At 35.1% G+C, this 21,360-nt stretch carries 22 protein-coding genes, 1 other RNA gene and 1 riboswitch; of the genes, 9 read left to right on the plus strand and 14 right to left on the minus strand.

Annotated features, from left to right (window positions below):
* Nucleotides 1-46 precede the first annotated feature (46 nt).
* From nhaC to recR, 5 genes are all read left to right on the plus strand, one after another.
* Nucleotides 47-1,510, plus strand: coding sequence for a Na+/H+ antiporter NhaC (nhaC, locus tag C5Q98_RS06660; RefSeq protein WP_106012856.1), 1,464 nt, complete (start codon nucleotides 47-49; stop codon nucleotides 1,508-1,510).
* Nucleotides 1,511-1,580: 70 nt separating this feature from the next.
* An RNA gene (gene ffs, locus C5Q98_RS06665) (signal recognition particle sRNA large type) lies at nucleotides 1,581-1,767 on the plus strand.
* 93 nt (nucleotides 1,768-1,860) lie between these two features.
* A complete protein-coding gene (dnaX, locus tag C5Q98_RS06670) occupies nucleotides 1,861-3,789 on the plus strand; it encodes a DNA polymerase III subunit gamma/tau (RefSeq protein WP_106012857.1) in 1,929 nt (642 codons plus the stop codon).
* Nucleotides 3,790-3,822: 33 nt separating this feature from the next.
* Nucleotides 3,823-4,182 (plus strand): YbaB/EbfC family nucleoid-associated protein, encoded by a 360-nt coding sequence (locus C5Q98_RS06675; protein WP_106012858.1) that lies wholly within the window; start codon nucleotides 3,823-3,825, stop codon nucleotides 4,180-4,182.
* A 1-nt stretch (nucleotide 4,183) separates the two neighbouring features.
* The gene (gene recR, locus C5Q98_RS06680) at nucleotides 4,184-4,786 is read left to right on the plus strand and encodes a recombination mediator RecR (RefSeq protein ID WP_106012859.1); all 603 of its coding nucleotides are present in this window, start codon (nucleotides 4,184-4,186) and stop codon (nucleotides 4,784-4,786) included.
* A 121-nt stretch (nucleotides 4,787-4,907) separates the two neighbouring features.
* Here recR and C5Q98_RS06685 read toward each other — a convergent pair whose 3' ends face one another.
* The 4 genes from C5Q98_RS06685 to C5Q98_RS06700 form a co-directional block, all read right to left on the minus strand.
* Nucleotides 4,908-5,255, minus strand: a complete 348-nt coding sequence (locus tag C5Q98_RS06685; RefSeq protein ID WP_106012860.1) for an FtsB family cell division protein — start codon at nucleotides 5,253-5,255, stop codon at nucleotides 4,908-4,910.
* Between the two features lie 6 nt (nucleotides 5,256-5,261).
* Nucleotides 5,262-5,549: an RNA-binding S4 domain-containing protein gene (locus tag C5Q98_RS06690; RefSeq protein ID WP_106012861.1), complete on the minus strand. Its 288-nt coding sequence runs from the start codon at nucleotides 5,547-5,549 to the stop codon at nucleotides 5,262-5,264.
* 68 nt (nucleotides 5,550-5,617) lie between these two features.
* Nucleotides 5,618-5,893: a hypothetical protein gene (locus C5Q98_RS06695; protein ID WP_106012862.1), complete on the minus strand. Its 276-nt coding sequence runs from the start codon at nucleotides 5,891-5,893 to the stop codon at nucleotides 5,618-5,620.
* Nucleotides 5,894-5,955: 62 nt separating this feature from the next.
* Nucleotides 5,956-7,272 carry a hexokinase family protein gene (locus C5Q98_RS06700; protein WP_158695735.1) on the minus strand — a complete coding sequence of 439 codons (1,317 nt, stop codon included), beginning with the start codon at nucleotides 7,270-7,272 and terminating at the stop codon, nucleotides 5,956-5,958.
* Between the two features lie 125 nt (nucleotides 7,273-7,397).
* Between C5Q98_RS06700 and C5Q98_RS06705 the strand changes: the two genes are divergently transcribed.
* Nucleotides 7,398-8,534, plus strand: coding sequence for a Gfo/Idh/MocA family protein (locus C5Q98_RS06705; RefSeq protein WP_106012864.1), 1,137 nt, complete (start codon nucleotides 7,398-7,400; stop codon nucleotides 8,532-8,534).
* Nucleotides 8,535-8,644: 110 nt separating this feature from the next.
* Here the strand turns inward: C5Q98_RS06705 and C5Q98_RS06710 are convergent, their stop codons facing one another.
* The 3 genes from C5Q98_RS06710 to C5Q98_RS06720 all read right to left on the minus strand — a co-directional run bounded on the left by C5Q98_RS06710 (nucleotide 8,645) and on the right by C5Q98_RS06720 (nucleotide 11,247).
* Nucleotides 8,645-9,181, minus strand: a complete 537-nt coding sequence (locus C5Q98_RS06710; RefSeq protein ID WP_106012865.1) for a hypothetical protein — start codon at nucleotides 9,179-9,181, stop codon at nucleotides 8,645-8,647.
* Nucleotides 9,182-9,228: 47 nt separating this feature from the next.
* Nucleotides 9,229-9,675 (minus strand): YtxH domain-containing protein, encoded by a 447-nt coding sequence (locus C5Q98_RS06715; RefSeq protein WP_106012866.1) that lies wholly within the window; start codon nucleotides 9,673-9,675, stop codon nucleotides 9,229-9,231.
* An 81-nt stretch (nucleotides 9,676-9,756) separates the two neighbouring features.
* On the minus strand, nucleotides 9,757-11,247 hold the full coding sequence (locus tag C5Q98_RS06720; RefSeq protein ID WP_106012867.1) for a cobyrinate/hydrogenobyrinate a,c-diamide synthase: 1,491 nt from the start codon (nucleotides 11,245-11,247) through the stop codon (nucleotides 9,757-9,759).
* Between the two features lie 954 nt (nucleotides 11,248-12,201).
* Here C5Q98_RS06720 and C5Q98_RS06730 point away from each other — a divergent pair.
* From C5Q98_RS06730 to C5Q98_RS06740, 3 genes are all read left to right on the plus strand, one after another.
* On the plus strand, nucleotides 12,202-12,723 hold the full coding sequence (locus tag C5Q98_RS06730; protein WP_106012869.1) for a hypothetical protein: 522 nt from the start codon (nucleotides 12,202-12,204) through the stop codon (nucleotides 12,721-12,723).
* Between the two features lie 203 nt (nucleotides 12,724-12,926).
* Nucleotides 12,927-13,274 carry a hypothetical protein gene (locus C5Q98_RS06735; RefSeq protein WP_106012870.1) on the plus strand — a complete coding sequence of 116 codons (348 nt, stop codon included), beginning with the start codon at nucleotides 12,927-12,929 and terminating at the stop codon, nucleotides 13,272-13,274.
* 279 nt (nucleotides 13,275-13,553) lie between these two features.
* Nucleotides 13,554-14,096, plus strand: a complete 543-nt coding sequence (locus tag C5Q98_RS06740; RefSeq protein ID WP_106012871.1) for a hypothetical protein — start codon at nucleotides 13,554-13,556, stop codon at nucleotides 14,094-14,096.
* A 181-nt stretch (nucleotides 14,097-14,277) separates the two neighbouring features.
* On the opposite strand, the gene C5Q98_RS06745 is transcribed toward C5Q98_RS06740, so the two are convergent.
* From C5Q98_RS06745 to pstC, 7 genes are all read right to left on the minus strand, one after another.
* Nucleotides 14,278-14,862: an ECF transporter S component gene (locus tag C5Q98_RS06745; RefSeq protein ID WP_106012872.1), complete on the minus strand. Its 585-nt coding sequence runs from the start codon at nucleotides 14,860-14,862 to the stop codon at nucleotides 14,278-14,280.
* Nucleotides 14,863-15,020: 158 nt separating this feature from the next.
* Nucleotides 15,021-15,186: riboswitch (FMN riboswitch) on the minus strand.
* Between the two features lie 65 nt (nucleotides 15,187-15,251).
* A complete protein-coding gene (locus C5Q98_RS06750) occupies nucleotides 15,252-16,721 on the minus strand; it encodes a sensor histidine kinase (protein ID WP_158695736.1) in 1,470 nt (489 codons plus the stop codon).
* Between the two features lie 61 nt (nucleotides 16,722-16,782).
* A complete protein-coding gene (locus C5Q98_RS06755) occupies nucleotides 16,783-17,484 on the minus strand; it encodes a response regulator transcription factor (protein WP_106012874.1) in 702 nt (233 codons plus the stop codon).
* Nucleotides 17,485-17,489: 5 nt separating this feature from the next.
* Complete coding sequence (gene phoU / locus C5Q98_RS06760; RefSeq protein ID WP_106012875.1) at nucleotides 17,490-18,194, minus strand: phosphate signaling complex protein PhoU; 705 nt, start codon at nucleotides 18,192-18,194, stop codon at nucleotides 17,490-17,492.
* A 58-nt stretch (nucleotides 18,195-18,252) separates the two neighbouring features.
* The gene (pstB, locus tag C5Q98_RS06765; RefSeq protein WP_106012876.1) at nucleotides 18,253-19,032 is read right to left on the minus strand and encodes a phosphate ABC transporter ATP-binding protein PstB; all 780 of its coding nucleotides are present in this window, start codon (nucleotides 19,030-19,032) and stop codon (nucleotides 18,253-18,255) included.
* Between the two features lie 55 nt (nucleotides 19,033-19,087).
* The gene (pstA, locus tag C5Q98_RS06770) at nucleotides 19,088-20,359 is read right to left on the minus strand and encodes a phosphate ABC transporter permease PstA (RefSeq protein ID WP_242967367.1); all 1,272 of its coding nucleotides are present in this window, start codon (nucleotides 20,357-20,359) and stop codon (nucleotides 19,088-19,090) included.
* Nucleotides 20,352-21,314: a phosphate ABC transporter permease subunit PstC gene (gene pstC / locus C5Q98_RS06775; RefSeq protein WP_106012877.1), complete on the minus strand. Its 963-nt coding sequence runs from the start codon at nucleotides 21,312-21,314 to the stop codon at nucleotides 20,352-20,354. Before pstC ends, pstA begins: the two co-directional genes overlap by 8 nt.
* Between the last annotated feature and the right edge of the window lie 46 nt (nucleotides 21,315-21,360).

Below are 21,360 nucleotides of genomic sequence, written 5' to 3' on the forward strand. Positions count from 1 at the left end.
TGATTAATAAAAGGGAATTAAAGAAGTAAAAAGGAGAAATTACAAAATGTCCATAAAAAGCAACGAAAGAGTGCCTGTCCCATTTTCCGCTTCTATTATAGTAGTTATATTCATAGCAGTCTCCTTATATATAGGATTGTTTATCTTAAAAGTTGAAGCGCATATACCTCTATTTATAAGTGTTTTATTTGCTGCAATTATAGCAATGCTTAACGGTTATAAGTGGAAGGACCTCGAAGAGGGAATTAACAAAACCGTTTCAACCAGTGCCGCATCACTTTTTATTCTATTAGCTGTAGGTGTTGTTGTAGGTGTGTGGACACTAGCTGGAGTTGTTCCTAGCTTTATATATTATGGTTTACAAATAGTATCCCCACAATTATTTTTGCCTAGTGCAGCTATCATTACTGCTATAACTACTTTATTGACAGGTAGTTCTTGGTCAACTGCTGGAACTATTGGACTTGCTCTAATGGCTATCGGAAACAGTTTGGGGTTTAATCCAGGATTAAGTGCAGGTGCCATTATTTCAGGAGCATATTTTGGTGATAAGCTTTCACCTATATCTGATACAACAACTTTAGCCTCTGGTATAAGCAATGTTAATTTGTTTGATCACATTAAACATATGCTTTACACCACAATCCCTAGCTTCACAGTTTCACTAATTATTTATTTCTTTATATCTTGGAATTACAATATTAAAGCTTTTGATCCAACTTATGTCGAATCTATACTAAGTGGAATTTCTCAAAATTTCCATATTAGCCCAATTTTATTGATTCCTGTTATTTTAGTTATTATATTAATAATTCTCAAAGTTCCTGCTGTCGGTACATTACTTATAAGTGCAATAGTTGCGGGTATAATGGGAATTATATTTCAAGGATCTTCTTTATCTGAAGTTTTCTCTGCTGCCCATTACGGATTCTCTTCTGAAACAGGCATTGAGATAATCGATAAATTATTAAGTGGTGGCGGGCTAAATTCAATGCTTAATTCTATATCTTTATTTGTTATAGCTTTAGGATTAGCTGGTATCATGGAGAGCTCAGGAATGATTTCAAGTCTTAACAATAAAATCATTAAATTAGCCAAAGGAACCTTCGGTTTAATTGCTGCTACAGGTTTGACTGTAATTAGCAGTTTATTAATAACAGGAGATCAATACCTAGGAATAATTCTTCCTGGTAAAATCTATGTAAAAGAGTATCTCAGAAGAGGTATATCTCTTAAAAACCTTTCCAGAACTCTTGAAGATTTTGGTACTGCCATGTCATCACTAATTCCTTGGGGTGCATGTGGTGTATTTATGTCATCTACTCTAGGGGTTAGTACTTTTTCTTATGCCCCATTCGCGTTTTTCTGTTTCTTAAGTCCAATATTTGCATTAATATATGCCGCAACTGGATTTGGCATAGCTAAAGCAAGCCCAGAGGAATTATCTCTTCTAGAAGACGAGGAAGATGTCCTAGCTAATTCAATAGAATCTGAGGGAAAGAACCGTTAATTTGACATTTAACCTAAAATAAACTTTGCCGATTAGTTCGATTAGTTCAATTAGTTCGCAGAACAAGTCAGCAAAGTTTATTTTCATATGTTATAATCCTCTGTACAATTATAGAACCACTTTTTAGTCGAGGCTGCATGGGTCCTGTGCGATAAGAACCGTGAACCTTGTCAGGCCCGGAAGGGAGCAGCAATAAGCGGCGAACCTTATGTGCTGCAGATCTGCCTGTGTGGCTTCGGCTAAGAAGTGGTTTTTGCTTTTGTTCTTTCAGTATTGAGTTATAATGAAACTTAGATAATTTGAGATTTTCTCAAAATAATTTTCTTATCCAATCTAGATGGAGGGGTTTTATGTCAGACAAAGTTTTATACCGTGCTTGGCGACCACTTGATTTTGACCAAGTTGTTGGGCAAGAACATGTAGTAAGCGCTCTTAGACAAGCAGCAATTAACAAGTCAATTGCTCATGCTTATCTTTTCAGTGGTACCAGAGGAACAGGTAAAACTTCTTTAGCCAAAATTTTCGCAAGAGCTATTAATTGTCCTAACATAAGTGCAGAAGGTAACCCCTGCAACAACTGTGATATTTGCCAGGATGCTATCAAAGGCACACTGCTAGATATCATTGAGATGGATGCCGCCTCTAATAATAGTGTTGACGATATTAGAAAAATTACTGATGAGGTCTTGTTTTTACCAACAGTAGCTAAATATAAGGTTTACATAATCGATGAGGTTCATATGTTATCTACTGCAGCCTTTAATGCTCTGCTAAAAACATTGGAAGAACCTCCTGCACACGCTGTCTTTATATTGGCAACTACAGATCCACAGAGAATTCCGGCAACTATACTTTCACGTTGTCAACGTTATGATTTCAAGCGCATTAAAGCACTAGATATGCATGATCACTTAGCATTAATTGCTAAAGATAACAACATTAATATAAGCGAAGACGGCTTATTGACTATTATTAATTTCTCCGAAGGTGCTTTACGTGATGCGATATCATTGTTGGACCAGTCTAGAAGTATATACTCGGACAAAGTTATAACTCGTGACGATATCCTAAATATGGTTGGTGTTGTAAGCGATGAGTTTCTTGAAGAGATTATTTATAACCTTGTATCTGGCAATGTAGACGAGCTCATGTTAAGCATAGATAAGTTAATTGTTGAAGGCGGTGATATTAGTCGCTTCACTTCTTCCCTAGCTCAATATCTTAGAAATTTATTAGTATACAAGACTAGTAGAGCTCCGGAGAAAATTTTGCAGGTCAATACTAGAACTCTCGAAACTCTTGGCAAACTTGCTAAAGTATATAGCACACAAAACCTAATTGAGGACATTGCCTTCATAGCTAATTTGCAACAAGAGCTTAAGTATTCTGAGAATCCTAGAATCACCTTGGAAGTTGCTTTGATCCAATTACTTCAAAATGTTAAAAACAATAGGGCAAGTGCAGAACTTTCAGCGCCTAAAGAAAAAGTTGAAATTGAAGTTGAAACTCCGGCCCCTGTAAAAACTGAAGTAACCTCTCAGGAAGTTCAAGTTGTGAAAAATACAATTCAAGAGGATAAAAAAGAAGATATTGTTCCTCAAAAAACTACTCCTACTCAGGAAATTCAGCCGAATAATCCTGAACCAAAAGATTTTGAGCCGGAAGGCTTCGAGCCAGAAGATTTGGAACCAGACAACCCTGAGCATAAAACAGTTGAAACAGAAAAAATTAAAGTTCTGGGCTCTACGGAAAGCTCAAACAGCATCGGTCTAATGTTGGATCCAAGTTCAGCTAGGATTGCCAAAGAAAATACAGCAAAAAACACAGATAACAGCTCAGATATAACTGAACAGGAAGCAGCACAAGACATTGGACAAACATCAACTCCAAGCAAAACTTTTTCACAAGATGAAATAAAGAGTATCTGGCATAAATTCATTAATGAGTTAAATGAACAAGACCCACTTCTAGCAATCTTGCTTAATACTTGCCAATACTACGTAGAAGATGATAAGTTTATTATTAACTTTGAAACTGAACAGTTACATATATATGATAAAATTAATAGTCATGAAGTTAAGTCCAGAGTATTACAGGCTTTCATTGAGGCTAATGCCAATACTCAGTTAAGTCTTGAATTCAACATAGCTGGCAAATCTGCTCACGAGGCAAATGCACAAAGGCAAGGCAAAGAGGAACCTGAATGGGTCCAACGCATGAAAGCAGCAGCAGAGGCTATGGATATTCCTATTCAAGAAGATATGGATGGTATAGATTAGAGAATAAAGATTAATAAAACAAAGGAGAAAAATATGGCTAAAAAACGTGGAGGTTTCCCTGGTGGTTTCGGCGGAGGAAACATTAATCAATTGATGAAACAAGCTCAAAAAATGCAAGCTGATCTTGCTAAAGCTCAAGAAGAGATAGCAGATCTAGTTGTTGAGCACACTGCAGGTGGTGGCATGGTATCAGTCAAGATGAATGGCGAACATGAGCTATTAGAACTTAACATTGATCCTGATGCTTTGGATCCTGAAGATGTAGATATTTTACAGGACACTATTATTGCTGCTATTAACGGTGCTAATAAGAAACTTGCTGAAGAGAGCGATAGTAAGATGGGTGGTATAGCAGGTGGACTACCTGGTGGATTAGGCGGATTAGGTTTCTAATATGTCAGGATACGCAAGTAGTATTGCTAAACTTATTTCACAATTAAATCGTTTACCTGGAATCGGTCGCAAAACAGCTCAACGCTTGGCTTTTTACATCTTGAATATGGATAAGGGCGATGTTGATGAATTCGCTCAGTCTATTGTTGATGCGAAGAATAACGTTAAGTTCTGCCAGGAGTGTTGTAACTTAACAGATCAGGATATTTGTGATATTTGCTCTTCTGATAGTAGAGATAAGAGCACAATTTGTGTTGTAGAAAATCCATCAGACGTAGTAGCTATGGAAAAAACCAAAGAGTTCTCAGGACTATATCATGTTCTGCATGGTAGCATTTCGCCTATGGAGAATATCGGTCCAGAAGATATTCATTTACGTGAGCTTCTACAAAGGTTGCAACGTCATGAAGAGATCCAAGAGATTATTCTCGCAAACAATTCAAATGTTGAGGGAGAAGCTACTGCAAATTATATTGCTAGGCTGATCAAACCTAGTGGAATTAAATGCTCGAGAATAGCTAGTGGTTTGCCTTATGGATCCAGCCTGGAATATGCGGATGAAGTTACCTTGGGTAGAGCGATTGAAGGTAGAACTGAGCTTTAGTTTTTGCTTCGACAATACTTCGACTTTAATGGAAGTTTTTAGATAAGATAAACAAAAAGTCTATTCACAGCGAATAGACTTTTTTAATTCAAATTAAGTTTTTATTTTAATTAGCTTCAAACTAATGACCATCAATGAAAATAATTTCATCCTTTTTAATCATACCTAGCTCTTCTCTAGCAATTTTTTCTATTGCTTCAGGCTCGCCAGCCATAGCTTCTCGTTGATCTAACTTAGCCGCTTCAGCTTTTCTTTGCTCCAAAACTGTTTTCAAATCAACTTGCTCTGCCAAGAGACTATTTCTTTCTGCATTTTGCCTCAAAATTAGTACTGCACTAATCAAAAATAATAATGAGAACATAATGATCACTAGTAACCAAGTCACTGAAACATTCAATGCAGATTGGGATTTACTTTTCAAATTCTTAAATAAATTTCCATCAAATTTTATCTTGTCTTTAAGTTTCATTCTAAACTAAAACTCCTCTAACTCATCCAGGTCATCAAGCTCAACTTTTTCATTAGAAATAAGCTCATACAATTCAGAAGCCTCATCTTTTGTAACATGTTCTTTTAACTCTAGAACTTTAACAGTGATAATTCTCTGGTTGAAGTTTATAGTAATTTCATCTCCTACCTTAACCTTACTACCAGACTTTGCAGGTCTAGAATTAACTTGAACCCTACCTCTATCACAGGCCTCCGCTGCTACTGTTCTTCTTTTAAATAATCTACTAACTTTCAAAAATTTATCTAATCTCATTAAACTTAATTCTCTCTGATTTCGGAAATCTTATTTATCCTTTGCTAAATTAATCAGTTGTACAAGTGCTAAGTATTGCGCCCATCATCAAGCCAAGTCAACTGCAATCGGTCAAAACTAATCGTTTCAACAAATTGCTCTGCGGTAAAAATAGTCTGATGAAATCTTGCGAATTCTTGGGTGTTTTTCTGCATCCATAATGGTGGAGATACATCCAGCTGCTTACAGATAGCTAGGAAGCATTTCTCCAGTTGCCCTGTAAACCCCAAGTCCTCCTCAAGATTCTCTGCGTCTATTATCCTAACTACTTTATTGCCTTTAAATACTTTCGCTTCAATTTGCATATATCTGTTTAACTATCTAATTACCTCTTACTCGGTATTACTCACTATTACTCAATGGCCAATTACTCGTTCATTAGTGCTGCTAAAGCTGAACCAATTACGTTGGCATTCTCAACTTGTAAAAACTCATTGTAGAAACCATATTTCTTATTAACAAATTGTTGTATATGGTATTTAATTTTCTCACGCAAAAGATTAGCCTTATAGAAAGTTGAACCTTCCATAGTAATAGCTAAAGGTCTTACTGGGTTCTTGCCGACACCAGTTTGAATGTGAATTCCTGCTACTATTACAGTTACTAACATTGCTGCTCTCTCAAAAATATTGTCAATAATATAGTATAAATTCTCTCTATCTAGCTCATTAGCGCAACACTGACTTAGTATTCCTGGTCCATATGGTTCTTCTACAAACTCAGTTAATTCTGCACTCTCCAAGTCATATACTTCTGCGAAATTTTCCTTGAAGAAATCTGAGAACAAATTAGCATCTGCAACAGCTTCTCTAACCGCATATAAAACTTGTAGTCCAAGATATCTACCTGAGATCATTTTTTCCATTAGCTGTGCACCTGGAACGTTAGTTGCTTTATCAATTTCAATGTCAATAGGACTTCTACTTGAAACTGAGTAGTCACCACTCTCCATGTTAATGATCATATTTCCTAATGGGTTAAGTTTACCCTCGAGTTTATTAATATTAGAATTTTGCTCTATATAAGCTGAGTTAATACCTGTACCTAAGATAATGCCTGCGTATCCTGAATATTGTTTAGAGCCACCACCTGAGAATCCTCCCAATAGAGCTGCAACTGTATCATTTAGCATGACAAAGTGAATATCATCAGTCTTGTGTCCGCGTTCTTCAAGAACTTTCATGATTTCTTCACCAACAACTGTTCCAATCGCTTCTGGAATTTGAATTTCTTTGGTAAAGTTAATCAATCTACCATCATGACTTGGTAACATATCGCAAGCATATGAGAAGCAGAAACCAATTTTTCTACTATACTTCAAGAAAGGAGCAAGTTGATCTGCAATGAAACCATAGAATTCTTTGGCGCTAATTTCTCCATTTGAACCTGGCATTGTCGCTTGTCTAAATTGAGAAATCTCTGTCTCACCATGCTCATTAAATTGAGTTAAACAAATTCTAAAGTTAGTACCACCAGCATCCATTACAATAACTGGATCGTTAGTTGTGAACTCCTCACCAACAGTTAAATATGTAGGGATCATTCTCATTGACTCAGGCGGTACAGATCCACGTAAACCAGCATGCATTGATTCAATAAACTTCTCAAGCTCTGCCTCCATATCAAGATCTTCTGCCCACATTTGTCTTTCTTTAAAGAATGCTTCAACTTCTACTCTACCCATTATCAGCCTCCGATATTTTCTAATATTCATACTTTTATAGTAAAATATATCTTGTATAACAATAACAAGTTTATCACATTTACCTAAGTATTAAATACTTTGTAGATGATTTTTTAAGGAGAAAAATGGAACAAATTTCTAATAAATCATTAAAATTAGCCTTAGTCGGTCTTGGAAGAGTTGCTGAAAAACACCTAAAGGCTGTTAAGCACCTTGGAGATACTTATGAAATAGTTGCTTTGGTTGACAATAACTCCAACAGACAAATAGAAGTTAATGAAAAATTTAATCTAAATCTAAACACTAATAACTTCTTCCAAAGTCTTGCTGACTTCTATGAAAGTGGTTTAAACGCAGATGTTGTAGCAATTGCAACTCCATCAGGAACCCATTACTCACTTGCTAAATTAGCTCTGGAACATGGTTCTCACTTAATGGTTGAGAAACCTTTAACCTTAAATCTCGAAGAAGCATATGAGCTATTGGAGTTATCTCGTAGCAAAAATCTTAAAGTAGCAGTGGGACATATTTATAGATTTTTCCCTATTGTTGATCAGTTGCAAAAAGATATAGCGGCTGGAGAATTTGGCAAAGTCCTAGCTGCAGACGTAATTGTCCACTGGGGCCATGATCAGGCTTACTATGACCAGTCAGCTTGGAGAGGAACTTGGGCTCAAGATGGCGGTGCTATGATGAACCAAACAGTCCACGCACTAGATCTCATGACCTGGCTATTATCTAGCAAAATCAATTCTGTCCAGGGACAAATTAAACAACTAACGCATAAGATGGAGGCGGAAGACTACGGTGCTGCTCTCTTAGGAATGGACAAAGGATTTGTTTGTCGTATAGAAGGTACTACTAACACTCCAGAAAATCAGCAATCAGCATCATTTTATATTTCCACTGAACGTGCTGAAATCTCTGCCGGCCTCAAAAAGAAAAAACCTTACTTCTCAATTATTAGAAGAGACGGCAAAAAACTAACAGGTAAATACATTAGGGCTTTCCTTGCTAAGGTTTGGAGAAATGGAATCAGAAAATCAATTAATGAATTTTCTAACCCACACACCGGAATTTTCAAAGATTTGGCTAATGCAATTCATGAAGACGGATCCCCACGTGCAAATGTCCTCGACGGTCTGCAGTCTGTTGAAGCAATTCTAGCTATTTACAAATCTGCCTTAAATGATGGCAATTCTGTTAAATTACCGATAGAGAAAGATTTCACACTAGAGCAGATGAAGGGGTTCTTTGAATAAAGCTCCTGATGGTCTTTTTCAAAGATTTTCCACAAAACATAGATCACAAAACAAAAGAAGCGTTGTCCTCAGAACAACGCTTCTTTAATTCTATCTTCTAAAATCTAGTTCTAGCGCCTGTGTTTTCTACCAGAACCAAAAGTTGATTTATTTTTTCTTTCACTAGCTTTACCCGCGAAAAACGAGCTAACAACGGACGAGACTTTAGGGAAAACCCCAGAACCTCCCCAGCCACCAAAACTAAATCTGCTGACTAAATTATTTGCAACATTACTTACTCCGTCACTAACTCCAACAACCATATTACTTACTGAATCAAGAGCACTATTAACTGATTCCAAAGCTTCAATTACGGCTGCTAATAACTCAGGACTTGCTATAGCTAAATCATCAGTAATATCAACTACATTCTCTAAGATGTCACGAATGTGAACACCCATAGCTGGTAATTCTCTACTCATTTCTTCTACTGGAGTAGAAACCTCATCTATAAGATCATTCATTCTACTAACTGTTCCGATTAACTTGAATACAAGTAAAATCAAAGCAACTAGCAATACTATTCCACCTATGATCAGCAAAGCTATGCCTAGTTGTTTCAAGTCTATATTCACTGTTTGTAAAGCAATTGCTGCAACTGTACTCATTAGCTCTCTCCTCTAATATTTTGCTCGTCAATTAACTAGACCAAAAATTAGTCTTCAAAGTTAGGAGTAACTAAAGCTTGTCCAGCAACTGGTGAGTCTGAATGCTCATTTGCTTGATTTCTACGAGCAATTCTAGCTACTTTTCTTTGATCCTTAACGTCTTCAATATTGTCTTTGAATTCATTGTAAGTGTCAGATACTTTTGCACCTACTTTATTGGTAGCTTTGTTAATTTCTGAACCCAATTTACCTGTAGTTTCGCTAATTTTTTCGCCTAAATCTGAAGCAGCTTTTTTTGTTCTTTTGTAACCTTCTTCTGTTGCATTAGCGATATCTTTACGAGTTTCTTTACCTGACTTTGGAGCAAATAGTAAACCTAAGATAGCACCTGTTGCAGCACCACCTAATAGACCTAATACTGTACCTAAAGCAGTTCTACGATTATATCTTCTTCTTGTTTCACCGGTTATTGAACCAAATAAATCTCTTAACATATTATTACCTCCTAAATTGATGCGAGCATCAAAACGTTTTTCATTTACCATTTATTATAACACAATTTATATCTTAATCTGTTACTGATCCATTATATCTTTGCGCATACAGGTTAAAGCAAACTTGGCAATTCCACTAGGTAGAGCATAAAAATGCAATCTTGCTTGGCTTGCCCAAATGGTACTCGTGGAAAAAACTTTCATGCTATGTCCTTCGCCTTTGATCAAGGCTCTATAGGATGCTCCCTCTGGATCTAGTGTGTATTCATTACTCATCAAGCAGCGGATTGTGTTGTTAGATTTACCTAGCAAATCTTCTCTTCTTGAATTTAATTTTGCATAAAATCTTTTTGTCTTAGATTCATTAATTGAAGCCTGGGTTGGCAAAACTCCAACCAAAGGCCAAACTGCACCTTGCCTACTAACATAGGATTCAGCCAGGTAAATTGCACCTGCTCCCTCCGCCAAAATAGGCATACCTTGTCCAGCTAGCCTTCTAATTTGTGATCTCAAAGACTCATTCTTAGATAGCTGACCTATATATTCTTGAATATTGCCAGAACCTAAATATATTCCATCCACCTTACTTGGCAAGATAGGGTCAATTAATGGACTAAAGTAAATAATATTTGCACCCATTTCTTCGAGAATATCAATATTTTCTTGATAATATTCGTTGAAAGCTTGGTCTCTTGCAACTGCTAAATTAAATTTCTCATTAGAAAAGCCTATCAGCTTCTGTGCTTGGAAAAGATCTTGCGGGAATTCATCGCCTAGATCTTGTGCTCGTCTAGCTAATCTTAGTATTTTATTAATATCCAAACTCTCCATTACAGCCTGGGACACATCTTCTAAGTTTTTCTCCCAAGTATCTTTTGCCAGTTGAGGAATTACTCTATACAAGCTTGGTCCCTCATTACTCGGTTTATCGGCAAAACAACCAAACACTGGAATACCAAACTCGCTCTCGACCAAATCGGCGGCTTCCTCTAAGTCATGCTTGTTATCGCCAACTAAGATAAATCCTGCAATTTGCTGATCATTACGAAAATCTAAAATACCGGAAATTTTGCTTAAACTTGTAAAACTAAAGTTGGATAAATTTACAACGAGAAGTACAGGCGTATTTGTTTTCTCTGCTAAATCAGCTGGTGAACCGTGAGGAATTTCTCCTTGCTCAGTCCAGGAATTAGAATACGGCAGGCAGGTATCGTAATAATTTCTGTCTGCAATTAAAAGTGCTAAATCTTGGGACTCTGTGTAGTGAGTAAGTAAATAAGCTAGCTCACTCTCATCTTGGTAGAAGCTATCCAAGGTATAAGTTCTTCTGCCACTTGCTGCCCTATACTTGTCTAAATTTTCATAACTTGGTCCAACAGAAAAAGGTACCGTACTAATATCTTTGCTATTCCAGATATTTAATAGTCCCAGAGCAATTTTATTGACAAATTCTTTTGTGTCTAGGCTTGCGAGCATAATTCTAGGAACTGCTGCATAAGAATCTATATTTTCTCCCAGATCATTATCTTGCTTAATAGCATGTACATAATAGGGCACTTTTTCTTTTGCCATGAATCGGTCCTCCCTTGCTGAGCTATGAATGTTTTTGGATACTATAATTATACATTATTAATTATATATTATATAAATAAGATGGATATTGGTAGCCTTGATTTTACCATATTATTATAGGAAAATATATTTAGATTATATGAATGGAGGTTTTAAATATAAAAATGAAATTTGAAAACATTGAAATAAATTACAAAAAATTATTAATATGGCTATCAATTATAATTTTATTCAATTGTTTCAGCCTAAGTGTATTATTGATTTTTGATTTGCTTGAAATATTTAACAACAATAATTTTTATACACCAGTTACTCTAGGTGTAGTTTTATTCTTTTTACCACAGCACAGTATGTCTAATATTATAGCTAAGAATACTAACTTAAGCATGCCAGAACAAAGTAAAAATATTAATTTGCATACCCCTAGCAATAACATTTTAAAATATAGTCTAATCATCGTATATATTGTTTATTTCTTGCTATTTTGTTTCGTGTTAACACCACAAAGCACATTTTGGCAACTCTTTATTACTTTGTTATTGTCAATAATTGAGTTGGCTTGTATATCTTTAATAACGCTAAATGTTCTTAATGAAAAATCTGCTCTTGAATTAAGTTTAAGAGCAGAAAGCAAAACTTCAAGACCTAACCCTGATAAAGACTTTAAGGTTTTAATAATTACACTATTTATTATTTGGATTGTATGCTATCTCGGAATAGGCTTTGTTCTAGAGAACAATCATAAGTACATCTTTATACTACCTTTGATTAAACTACTGATAACGTATGTCAATTATATTTACATACGGAAATCTATTTTTTATAGTTGGTTTTATAACTACTTTTTTTATTAAAATAATCGTAGGAGGCAAATGAAAATGTTATATCTCAATCCAATCACAATCCTAACAATTTAACAGATGTATTCTAAGATAGGAAAGAGGAGGTTCAGTAATGAAACATTTTAAAATCAAAAAATATATTTTATTATCTGTAATTGTAATTATCACATTGGCAATATTATTCTTCCCTTATACAAAAAAGATAAAACATAATTTATTTTCAATAAATAGGGATTATCAAGGGAGCTATAGTCAGGGAGAAATTGTCGTAAATGGTACTATCAAAAGTAACATTTTCAGAGATCTTTACAAGTTTATTTCAGGCAAAGATTTCAACGAAAATGATTTCTGGCAATTTAAAGGTCTAATAATACCTAAAGAACTAATGGACAAATCAACTGACAAATATTTCGTAGTTACAAACCTACAAAATAACTCAAACGGCGAAAAAAGATATTTGCAAATATATAAAAATGAACCTGGCGAAACGATCCATATTAAAACATTATCAATCTTAGCTAATTGTAATCTAAATACAATCATATTGTTAGACGACTTCAATCTTGATGCAAATCATAACAAGGAAGATATTCCCTTCTGGCAAGGAACAACTTTAAACATAAAAAACGAGTAATCTTGTACTTAATTTTCAAAATCTACGCACCAAAATTGATATGTACCCTCTTTGCTGAACAGATCAGTAAGGAGGGTATTGTCATAAAATATATTAGTAAATTTTATATAAGTAGAAAAAATATTTAAGAGGTATAAATTAAGGTAGACTCTTATTAAACTTAGTAAAATTAAATGTAATAAAACTGGAGGAAACAAAGAGAGATGAGATTTGAATATAACAACGAAGAAATTTCCGAGGAGGATCTAATTGCAATATTTCCTAGGAGAATTCAAAAGGTTAAAAATTTTGAAGTATGGCAATATCCCTATATTGTTTCAAGCTTTTTATACAAAACCGAAGATTACGTTATTTTAGAATTTAATGAAAAACAAGATATAATTCATGTAATTTCGACAAACAAAGATCATTTAAATAATCGATTTCATTTAGATAGAATAAGTAATCTTATCCATGACATTTCTCTTAATTTTGATTTTAAGTTGTACTACATAGATAATGACGATGATGACCAGCTATGGAACTTATGGGATAATATTATAAAAAAATAAATTTAAATATTTTTTGTTTTAAAGCAAAAGGAAAGTAATGAGCCCATACGAGCTCATACGTTTAGCGATTCACATTAACTCCTCCAAATTTTCAAATTGCCATTTCCTGCTATTAACAAATATTTTTTGATTTGGTAGTCTTGTTTTTACCATATCGTTGTAAGATAATATAGCTAAGATATTTAACTTACAGGGGGTGGTTGTATGAGAGTGATTAGACATTGATTTTAATACACTTAAACTTTTTATAAATCTTATTGAAAAACAGGGGGAATTAATATGAAAAAGAAAATAATCTATTTTTCGTTAATAAGTATAATTCTATTTTTTACCGTTTCCTGCAATGCTCAAACTAAATATAGTACGATTGAGCCATATAATATAGATAAAAAATTGCCTCAAAATTTAGCTAATATGTTATCAGGAGAATTTAATTTATTTGAAATTCTTCCAACTGAATCCGTTCAAGAAATTAATCTAAACTGTTATGAGTACAAAGATGGGACATGGGAAAGAATAGGGCTTGTATCAACCGCTAAGCAAAAGGAAAATAATTTTCTGGGTATAAGGGTGGATAGTAATGAACAATATATAGAACTAAATCTAAATCAATCTAAAAATACAATTGACTTATTAAATTACTTTACAGGCAAAGAAAATATCCATTCAACAAAACTACCTGAGAAGAAAGACTTCACTAATGAAATTTCATTTATGTCAATCCATGATGGGACTACTACATTCCCTCTTGAAACCTTTGACAAAAACAAAGGAAATGAAAATATAATGAAGGCTATTGTTTTTACCGTTAGTGTGCAATAAATATTTATAAGTTAATACTCTATACTAGAGTTTTAACTTAATCGAAAAATCTGCACACAAAAATAATATATACCCTCTTTGCTGAACAAACCAGTAAGGAGGGTATTGTTAAATCTAATTTTAAAATGTTTAATTCTAAAGCAAAAGGAATGCGTTGAACCCGTAGATCTATCAATCCACACTACACTCTCCAAGATTTCAATTTACCATCACCTGCTCTTAATAACGCCACGAAAATCAAATAAGAGAACACTGTATTTAACAAGCCTTTTATTAAGTTAAATGGAACTATAATTGGCATAATCATTTTCAGTACTGCTTCTAAGCTTGCACCTGTAAAGATTGGAGTAATTATAATATTAAGAGGGATCATAATAATTATTAAAGCAATTGCTCCTCCAATTAGTCCAAGTATTAGAGATGATCTATTTTTTTTTCGTTGCCAGATTAAAGCTGGGACTATAACCATTACCCCACTGGCAACAAAGTGCATAACAAATCCCCAAAAACCAGATGCATTCGGAGTAGCCATCTGCACTATACAAATTATCAGCAAAACAATTATCGCATGAACTGGTCCTGCAATTAATCCAGCCAAAATAGCAGCTAAGTCTCCTAAATCATAAATAAGCCAAGTCGCCGCAACAGGTAATAGCGGGAATCTTAAAAACAGCATTAACAATACACCTAGTGCTGCCATAATCGCATCAAAAGCTATTACTTTTGTACTTCTCTTGGATTTACCTAAACCTTTTCCTCTACTCATTTACAACCTCCGTTGCTTCAGAATTTTAGGAAAAGTTTAAATAAAAGATTCGGTTAAGCCAGAAGGCTCACAAGCAAGATCTTTAACTAATAAATATAAAGCGTTGTGAGTAAAACTCCAGGCAAAAATCTGGCAAATCCTACTCAACATGCCTATATTTACATCTTCTCCCATCCGGACTTTACCGTCGGCTCCAGAATTTAACTGGATCAGCAAATAGCTCGCGGGCTTAGTTCTTTTTATCAAGTAATTTTATGAGAAAAATTTTGACATTATAAGAACGTCACCGCCGGTGAGGAATTTCACCCCGCCCTGAAGACTTTGTTTTTTTACTATTATAGTCTATAAATTTAAAATATCCACCTGTATAAGCTCAATGAAAAAATTACTTACTTCTTTGGAAAAGAAATAGTAAACTTACTACCCTTGCCCAACTCGCTCTCAAGAGTAACACTAGCGTTATACAAGTTAGCAGTATGCTTAACAATTGCTAAACCTAAACCAGTACCTTCAACATTTTTGGCACGAGACTTGTCAACTCGGTAAAACCTCTCGAAAATCCTATTCTGTTCTGCCCTAGGGATACCAATACCATTATCCTCGACAAAAACTTCTTGAGCTCCCCTTTGAGATGACCTCTCGCTAGTCCCTACTCTAACGTATCCGCCAGGTTTATTGTACTTAATAGCATTAGAAATTAAGTTGAAGAATAGTTGCTTAATACGAGTATAATTCGCTTCAATTTTCGCCTCAGGATCCACTTCCAGAAGTAATTTAACACCCTCTTGCTTAGCATATCCATTTAGCTGGCCAAAGATTTCATCTATAACCTGATAGAAATATACACATTCCTTTTTGTGATCCTCTTCAACTTTTGCAGGTTTCTGTTTATTCTCAATTTCAGCTAGCTCTAATAAATCTCCAATTAATTCACGCAAATGCTGAGCTTCTATTGCAATAATCTCTTGGAATTGACGTATTTCTTCAATAGTCCTATCTGGACTCTTAGCTAATTCTATATAGCCTAATATTGAGGTTAAAGGTGTCTTGAGCTCATGACTTACATTGGCTACGAAGTCTTGTCTTTGCCTTTCGAGAGACTTCATAACAGTAACATCCCCAATAACAGCTAATGCCCCTTTTAAATTTTTGTCATCTATAGGACTTGCAAAAACTTGAATTACTTTGTCCTGCCCGTCAACATTAACTTCAAAATCATCAATTACTATATTTCTAGTGGAAATAGCTCTGCTCATTATCTCCCAGACTTTAGAGTAATTAACGTTTCTTACTGAAATAAATCTCTCCAGGTTATTTGCTGAAATGGTAGCGGCTGATACTCCTCCAGAGGTTGAATTTACTCGGCCATCTTCAGTGTAATTACCTGAAACCCTTGCTCTCTCATTAAACCTTTTGCTTTGGAGCATTTCTCTGACAAGATGAGTTTCAAGCTGGATCTCCCCCTGCTCATTAGTTGCAATGATCCCTTCATTAAGCTGTTCTAGGATGACGTTTTGCAACTCTTTAGAAGCGTCCACTTCATTTTGCATTAATTTAAGTTGTCTGTATAAATGCTTAATATGTTCGTCCATCATTTGAACAAGGGCTGATTTATTCTCCTGATCGCTTGGATATTTGCTGTAATCTGCAACAGCAATTCTGTCCAAGATCTCCATCTGTTCTAAGCTAGGTTTAATGCTCTTTTTGTATTTTTTTACCAAGGAATTAATTAACATAAACAATGATAGTAAACCCACTGCAATAGCTATATATACTACATATGGTCTACTATCTAAATTGGATAAAAAGCTCAATAATTGCTCTCTAAAAAAGAAAGAGCAAATCCCAAAAAGTGCCATCACGAATAAAATCCCTGCCAAAAACACGTTAAAGGTATTGCTCAATAATTCTTTAATAATTTTATTCTTCTGAGTCTGCAAAACTGTATCCTACACCTCTTATAGTTTTTATGTACACTGGATTTGCATCATCGTTTTCTATCTTCTGACGTAAATACCTAATATGTACATCTACCGTTCTAGTGTCACCAAAGTATTCTGTATCCCAGACCTGATTAAGCAAGGTATCACGTGTGAACACTCTGCCAGGAGATTCCATTAATACATAGAGCAGATCAAACTCTCTTGCTGTTAGATCTATATTTACACCATTTTTTACGACACTATGACGTTTTGGATCTATTGTAATACCAGAAGCACTTAATTTCCTATCTTGTGTATCTTCTGAAGCTCTATTTTGTCTTCTGAGGACTGCTCTGACTCTAGCTGGTAATTCTTTGATACCAAAAGGTTTACTGATATAATCATCGGCTCCTAACTCTAGCGCCATTACTACATCCATTTCTTCAGACTTAGCAGTTAGCATTATCAAGGGAATATTTTTAAATTTATCATTATTCCTAATTCTATGTAGCAACTGAATTCCATCTAATCCTGGCATCATCCAGTCTAGCAGAATACAATCAGGGATACTTCTATCTAATGCCCCAAGAAGCTGTTCCCCATTTTCGTAGCTTCTAACTTCCATACCCTGCTCTTCTAATGCTAGACTAGCCAATCTTCTAATATTAGCTTCATCATCTACAATATAAATCAAAGGCATGTAATTTACTCCTCATCATCCTCATCTTCGTCTTCGTATTCATCTGAGTCAATCAAATATTTATTATCACCAGTTATTTCATACAAAGCCCATTCAGCAATATTTGTAGCATGATCACCGATTCTCTCGATGTATTTTCCAATGAATAAATAATCAACTGCCAAGGCACTATTGTTGCTATTGTTGTTAGCAACATCAATAATAATATTGGTCATATCTTGAACAATCTCATTAAAGTAATTGTCAACGATATCATCAGAGAGGATTACTTCTTTGGCCAATTCCATATCTCTCTGCATGAAAGCTTCCATAGCTGAACTAAACATTTCTCTTGCTTTTTCTAGGGCTAAAAGAACTTTCTCCGGACAATCGAATTGATGGAAGTTAGGATTGGAATTCATTATTTCACAAATATCAGCACACTGATCACCAATTCGCTCAATATCTGTAACCATCTTCAAGGTAGCAGTTATCTTACGCAAATCAGACGCAACTGGTTGTTGTAAAGCAATTACAGAAATAGCTTCTCTCTCAATTGTAATTTCCATATCATCAACTTCATGGTCGCTCTCATAAATTTGCTGTGCTAACAAGAAATCCAGGTTTTTCAATGCTGTATGTGTATCTCTTATTACACTATCTACTCTAGCTCCCATGCTGTTAACATCGTTTAGCAACTTAAGCATTTCTCTATCAAAAGCTGATCTCATATTCGCCTCCTATGCCTATCGCTTATTTAACAATAGATTTTAAAGTTTTAAATTATTTTTAACCGAAACGACCAGTGATATAGGCCTCAGTTTGTGGTTTGCTTGGATTATTAAATATTGTTACTGTCTCATCATATTCTATTAAATTACCCAAATAGAAGAAAGCAGTTCTGTCGCTTATACGTGCTGCCTGACTCATGGAGTGAGTAACAATAACTATAGTATAATCCTCTTTTAAAGTTTCCATTAACTCTTCAATTTTACCTGTCGCAATTGGGTCAAGTGCGGATGTAGGTTCATCCATAAGAATTACAGAAGGTTGCAAAGCTATAGCTCTTGCAATACAAAGTCTTTGTTGCTGTCCACCAGAGAGTTTATGAGCATTTTTGCCCAAATCATCTTTGACCTCGTCCCATAGAGCCGCCTTAGTAAGTGATGACTCTACTACATAATCTAATAATTCTTTGTCCTTAATACCTTGAACTCTCAATCCATAAACAACATTATCGTAAATACTCATAGGGAATGGGTTTGGATGTTGGAATACCATACCAATCTCAGTTCTTAGCTTAACAACATCCATCTTATCGTTATAAATATCACGATCACCGTTTAATAAAATTTTCCCATCTATTCTACAATCTTCAATCAAGTCATTCATTCGGTTAAAACAACGCAACAAAGTAGATTTACCACAACCTGATGGCCCAATAAATGCTGTAACTTTGTTTGCTGGGATATCCATTGTGATACCTTTCAAAGCCTGGAAGTCACCATAATATAAGTCTAGATCTTCGATCTTAAACATAACATTATTTTTGTTTTCCTCATTATTCATTGTTATCTCCTCATCTCTTAGTTAAGTCTCTTCTCTTGTCTATAACTCACGCCCATTAAGCCCAACGCTTATTCAACTGCTTACTAATTACTCTGACAGTGATGTTCAAGGCTAATACCACAACTAATATCAATATTGAGATGGCTGATGCTAAAGCGAAGTTTGGCTGTTCGCCACTCATAACTGACCATATCTGTAAGGCTAAACTTGTACCACTACCTGTCCAAGTAGGATTGTCGCTAACTGCTGTACCCATGGTGTAAATCAGAGCTGCAGATTCACCTATAACTCTAGAAACAGATAGTAATGCTGCGGATAAAATACCTGGCAAAGCATTAGGCAAAACTACTCTAAATATTGTCTGAGTCTTAGTCGCACCAAGCGCTAAGGATCCCATTCTTAGTGAGTCCGGTACTGTAATCAAGGCCTCTTCTGTCTGACGAATAACAACTGGCAAAAGCACTATTGACATTGTTAATCCACCCAAAAGTACGTTAGGTGTTGAAGCTCCTAAGACTTGTGTAATTGGGAACAAAACTGTCATACCCATCAAACCATAGATAATACTTGGGACACCATTTAACATCTCAACTGCAGACCTAATTGCACGAGTGCTTGGAGTATCATAAGCGATTTCATGCAAGTAGATTGCGGCAAAAACACCTATAGGTAAGGCTATTAATAAAGTAATAAGTATAAGCATTAGAGTGGCTACAATAGAACCCCTAATACCACCACCAGGTGAGTTAAAGGCAACGGATTCCATAGCAACTGCATCATTATCTAGTTTTTCAATAGTAGTCTTGGCATCTCTTACACCAACATACTTAGATTCACCTTCAGCATTTACGTAATACAACGACTTGATATCACTACCCTTGTCTACACTTACGTTTTGTCCTTTGCTGGCTCCTGCTGTCTTAGAAATAGTATGATGGAAAGCAGATGCACCATCTATGTGAGTTAATTCAACTATTTTTTCACCAGAAGGGTTACGACCATTTTTAAGACCTATACCAAAATTAGTAGAGAAAAATTCATCTTCTGCTAAGTCACTTGGTACAGAGAAATTGCCTGCTTTGTTTTCTTGAAATTCAACATTATAAGGGACATTCCAATAGTCACTCATAATTAGGTCCCAGGATAAGTTTTTCCAACCATTAGAGAAAATATAAAAGACGACAGAACCCAAAACAAATACAGCTAGAAGTGCTGATAAATAGGTGAAAATATTTTTACTTCCATCTTGGATTCTACGCTTACGGCTCATGCCACGATTTTCTTTGAGTCTTGCATTTAATTTGGAGTCTAATACATCATTAGGCATTTGTACCACCTCCAATTTTGCGTTTCATAATTTGGATTAATAAGTTAGTTACTAAAATAATAATCATCAAAACAATACCAACTGAGAACCTTATATCGTAGTCAACACCTGTAGTTTCTTTTAGACCTGATAGCATTGTGGAAGTTAGTGTCCTTGTCGGCGCAAACGGATTCAAATTAATACCTATCTGAGAGTTACCAGCTACCATGGATACCGCTGTAGCTTCACCAAAAGCTCTACCTAGTCCTAGAACTAGTCCTGCGAAAATACCTGATTTGGCAGAGGTTAGTACAACTTTGAAATTTGTCTGAGTTCTTGAAGCACCCAATGCTAATGAACCTAATTCTAAGTTCTTATCTACTGCAGAAATTGCATTAATTGACATTGAGGTTATCGTTGGGAAAATCATTATCGCTAGTAACAGAGAAACTGACATTAGAGACTTACCACCAAAAGTAGAAACTCCAAAAAATCCTGCTACAGATTCAACAAGAGTAGTTATCTTGCTAGCCGCAAAAACACCATATACAACAGAAGGTATAGCCGCTAAAAGCTCAACAACAATTTGCATTGGTTCACGTAATCTCTTTGGTGCGATTTTAACAATAAATAAAGCGGTTAAAACTGCTATTGGGAAAGATATTGCTGCCGCTATTAAAGCTGACACCAAGGTATTTACCATAATAAAAGCAACGCCATAAATACCTTCTCCAATATCTGGTCTCCAACTCATTCCAGTCAGGAACTTACCTACGCTTTGTTTAGCATTCTCATAATTTGGTAAAAAAGGGCTTACTCCTTTTGCAGAAACAAAGATAATAATAATAACTATCATGAGAGCGGAGATAATACCACTGGCGATAAAAATACCTCTCCAAATCCTATCATTTATCTTACGTCTTTTGTTGGAATTAGGATTAGCTTCCTGGCTCAAATCAATATTTGGGCTGGCCATGTTTGCCTCCTCTCGCTTGTTTAAGCATGAAATAATATTCATTAAA

It is taken from the genome of Fastidiosipila sanguinis (assembly GCF_002998295.1).
In the GTDB taxonomy this organism is placed as follows: Bacteria; Bacillota; Clostridia; order Saccharofermentanales; family Fastidiosipilaceae; genus Fastidiosipila; species Fastidiosipila sanguinis.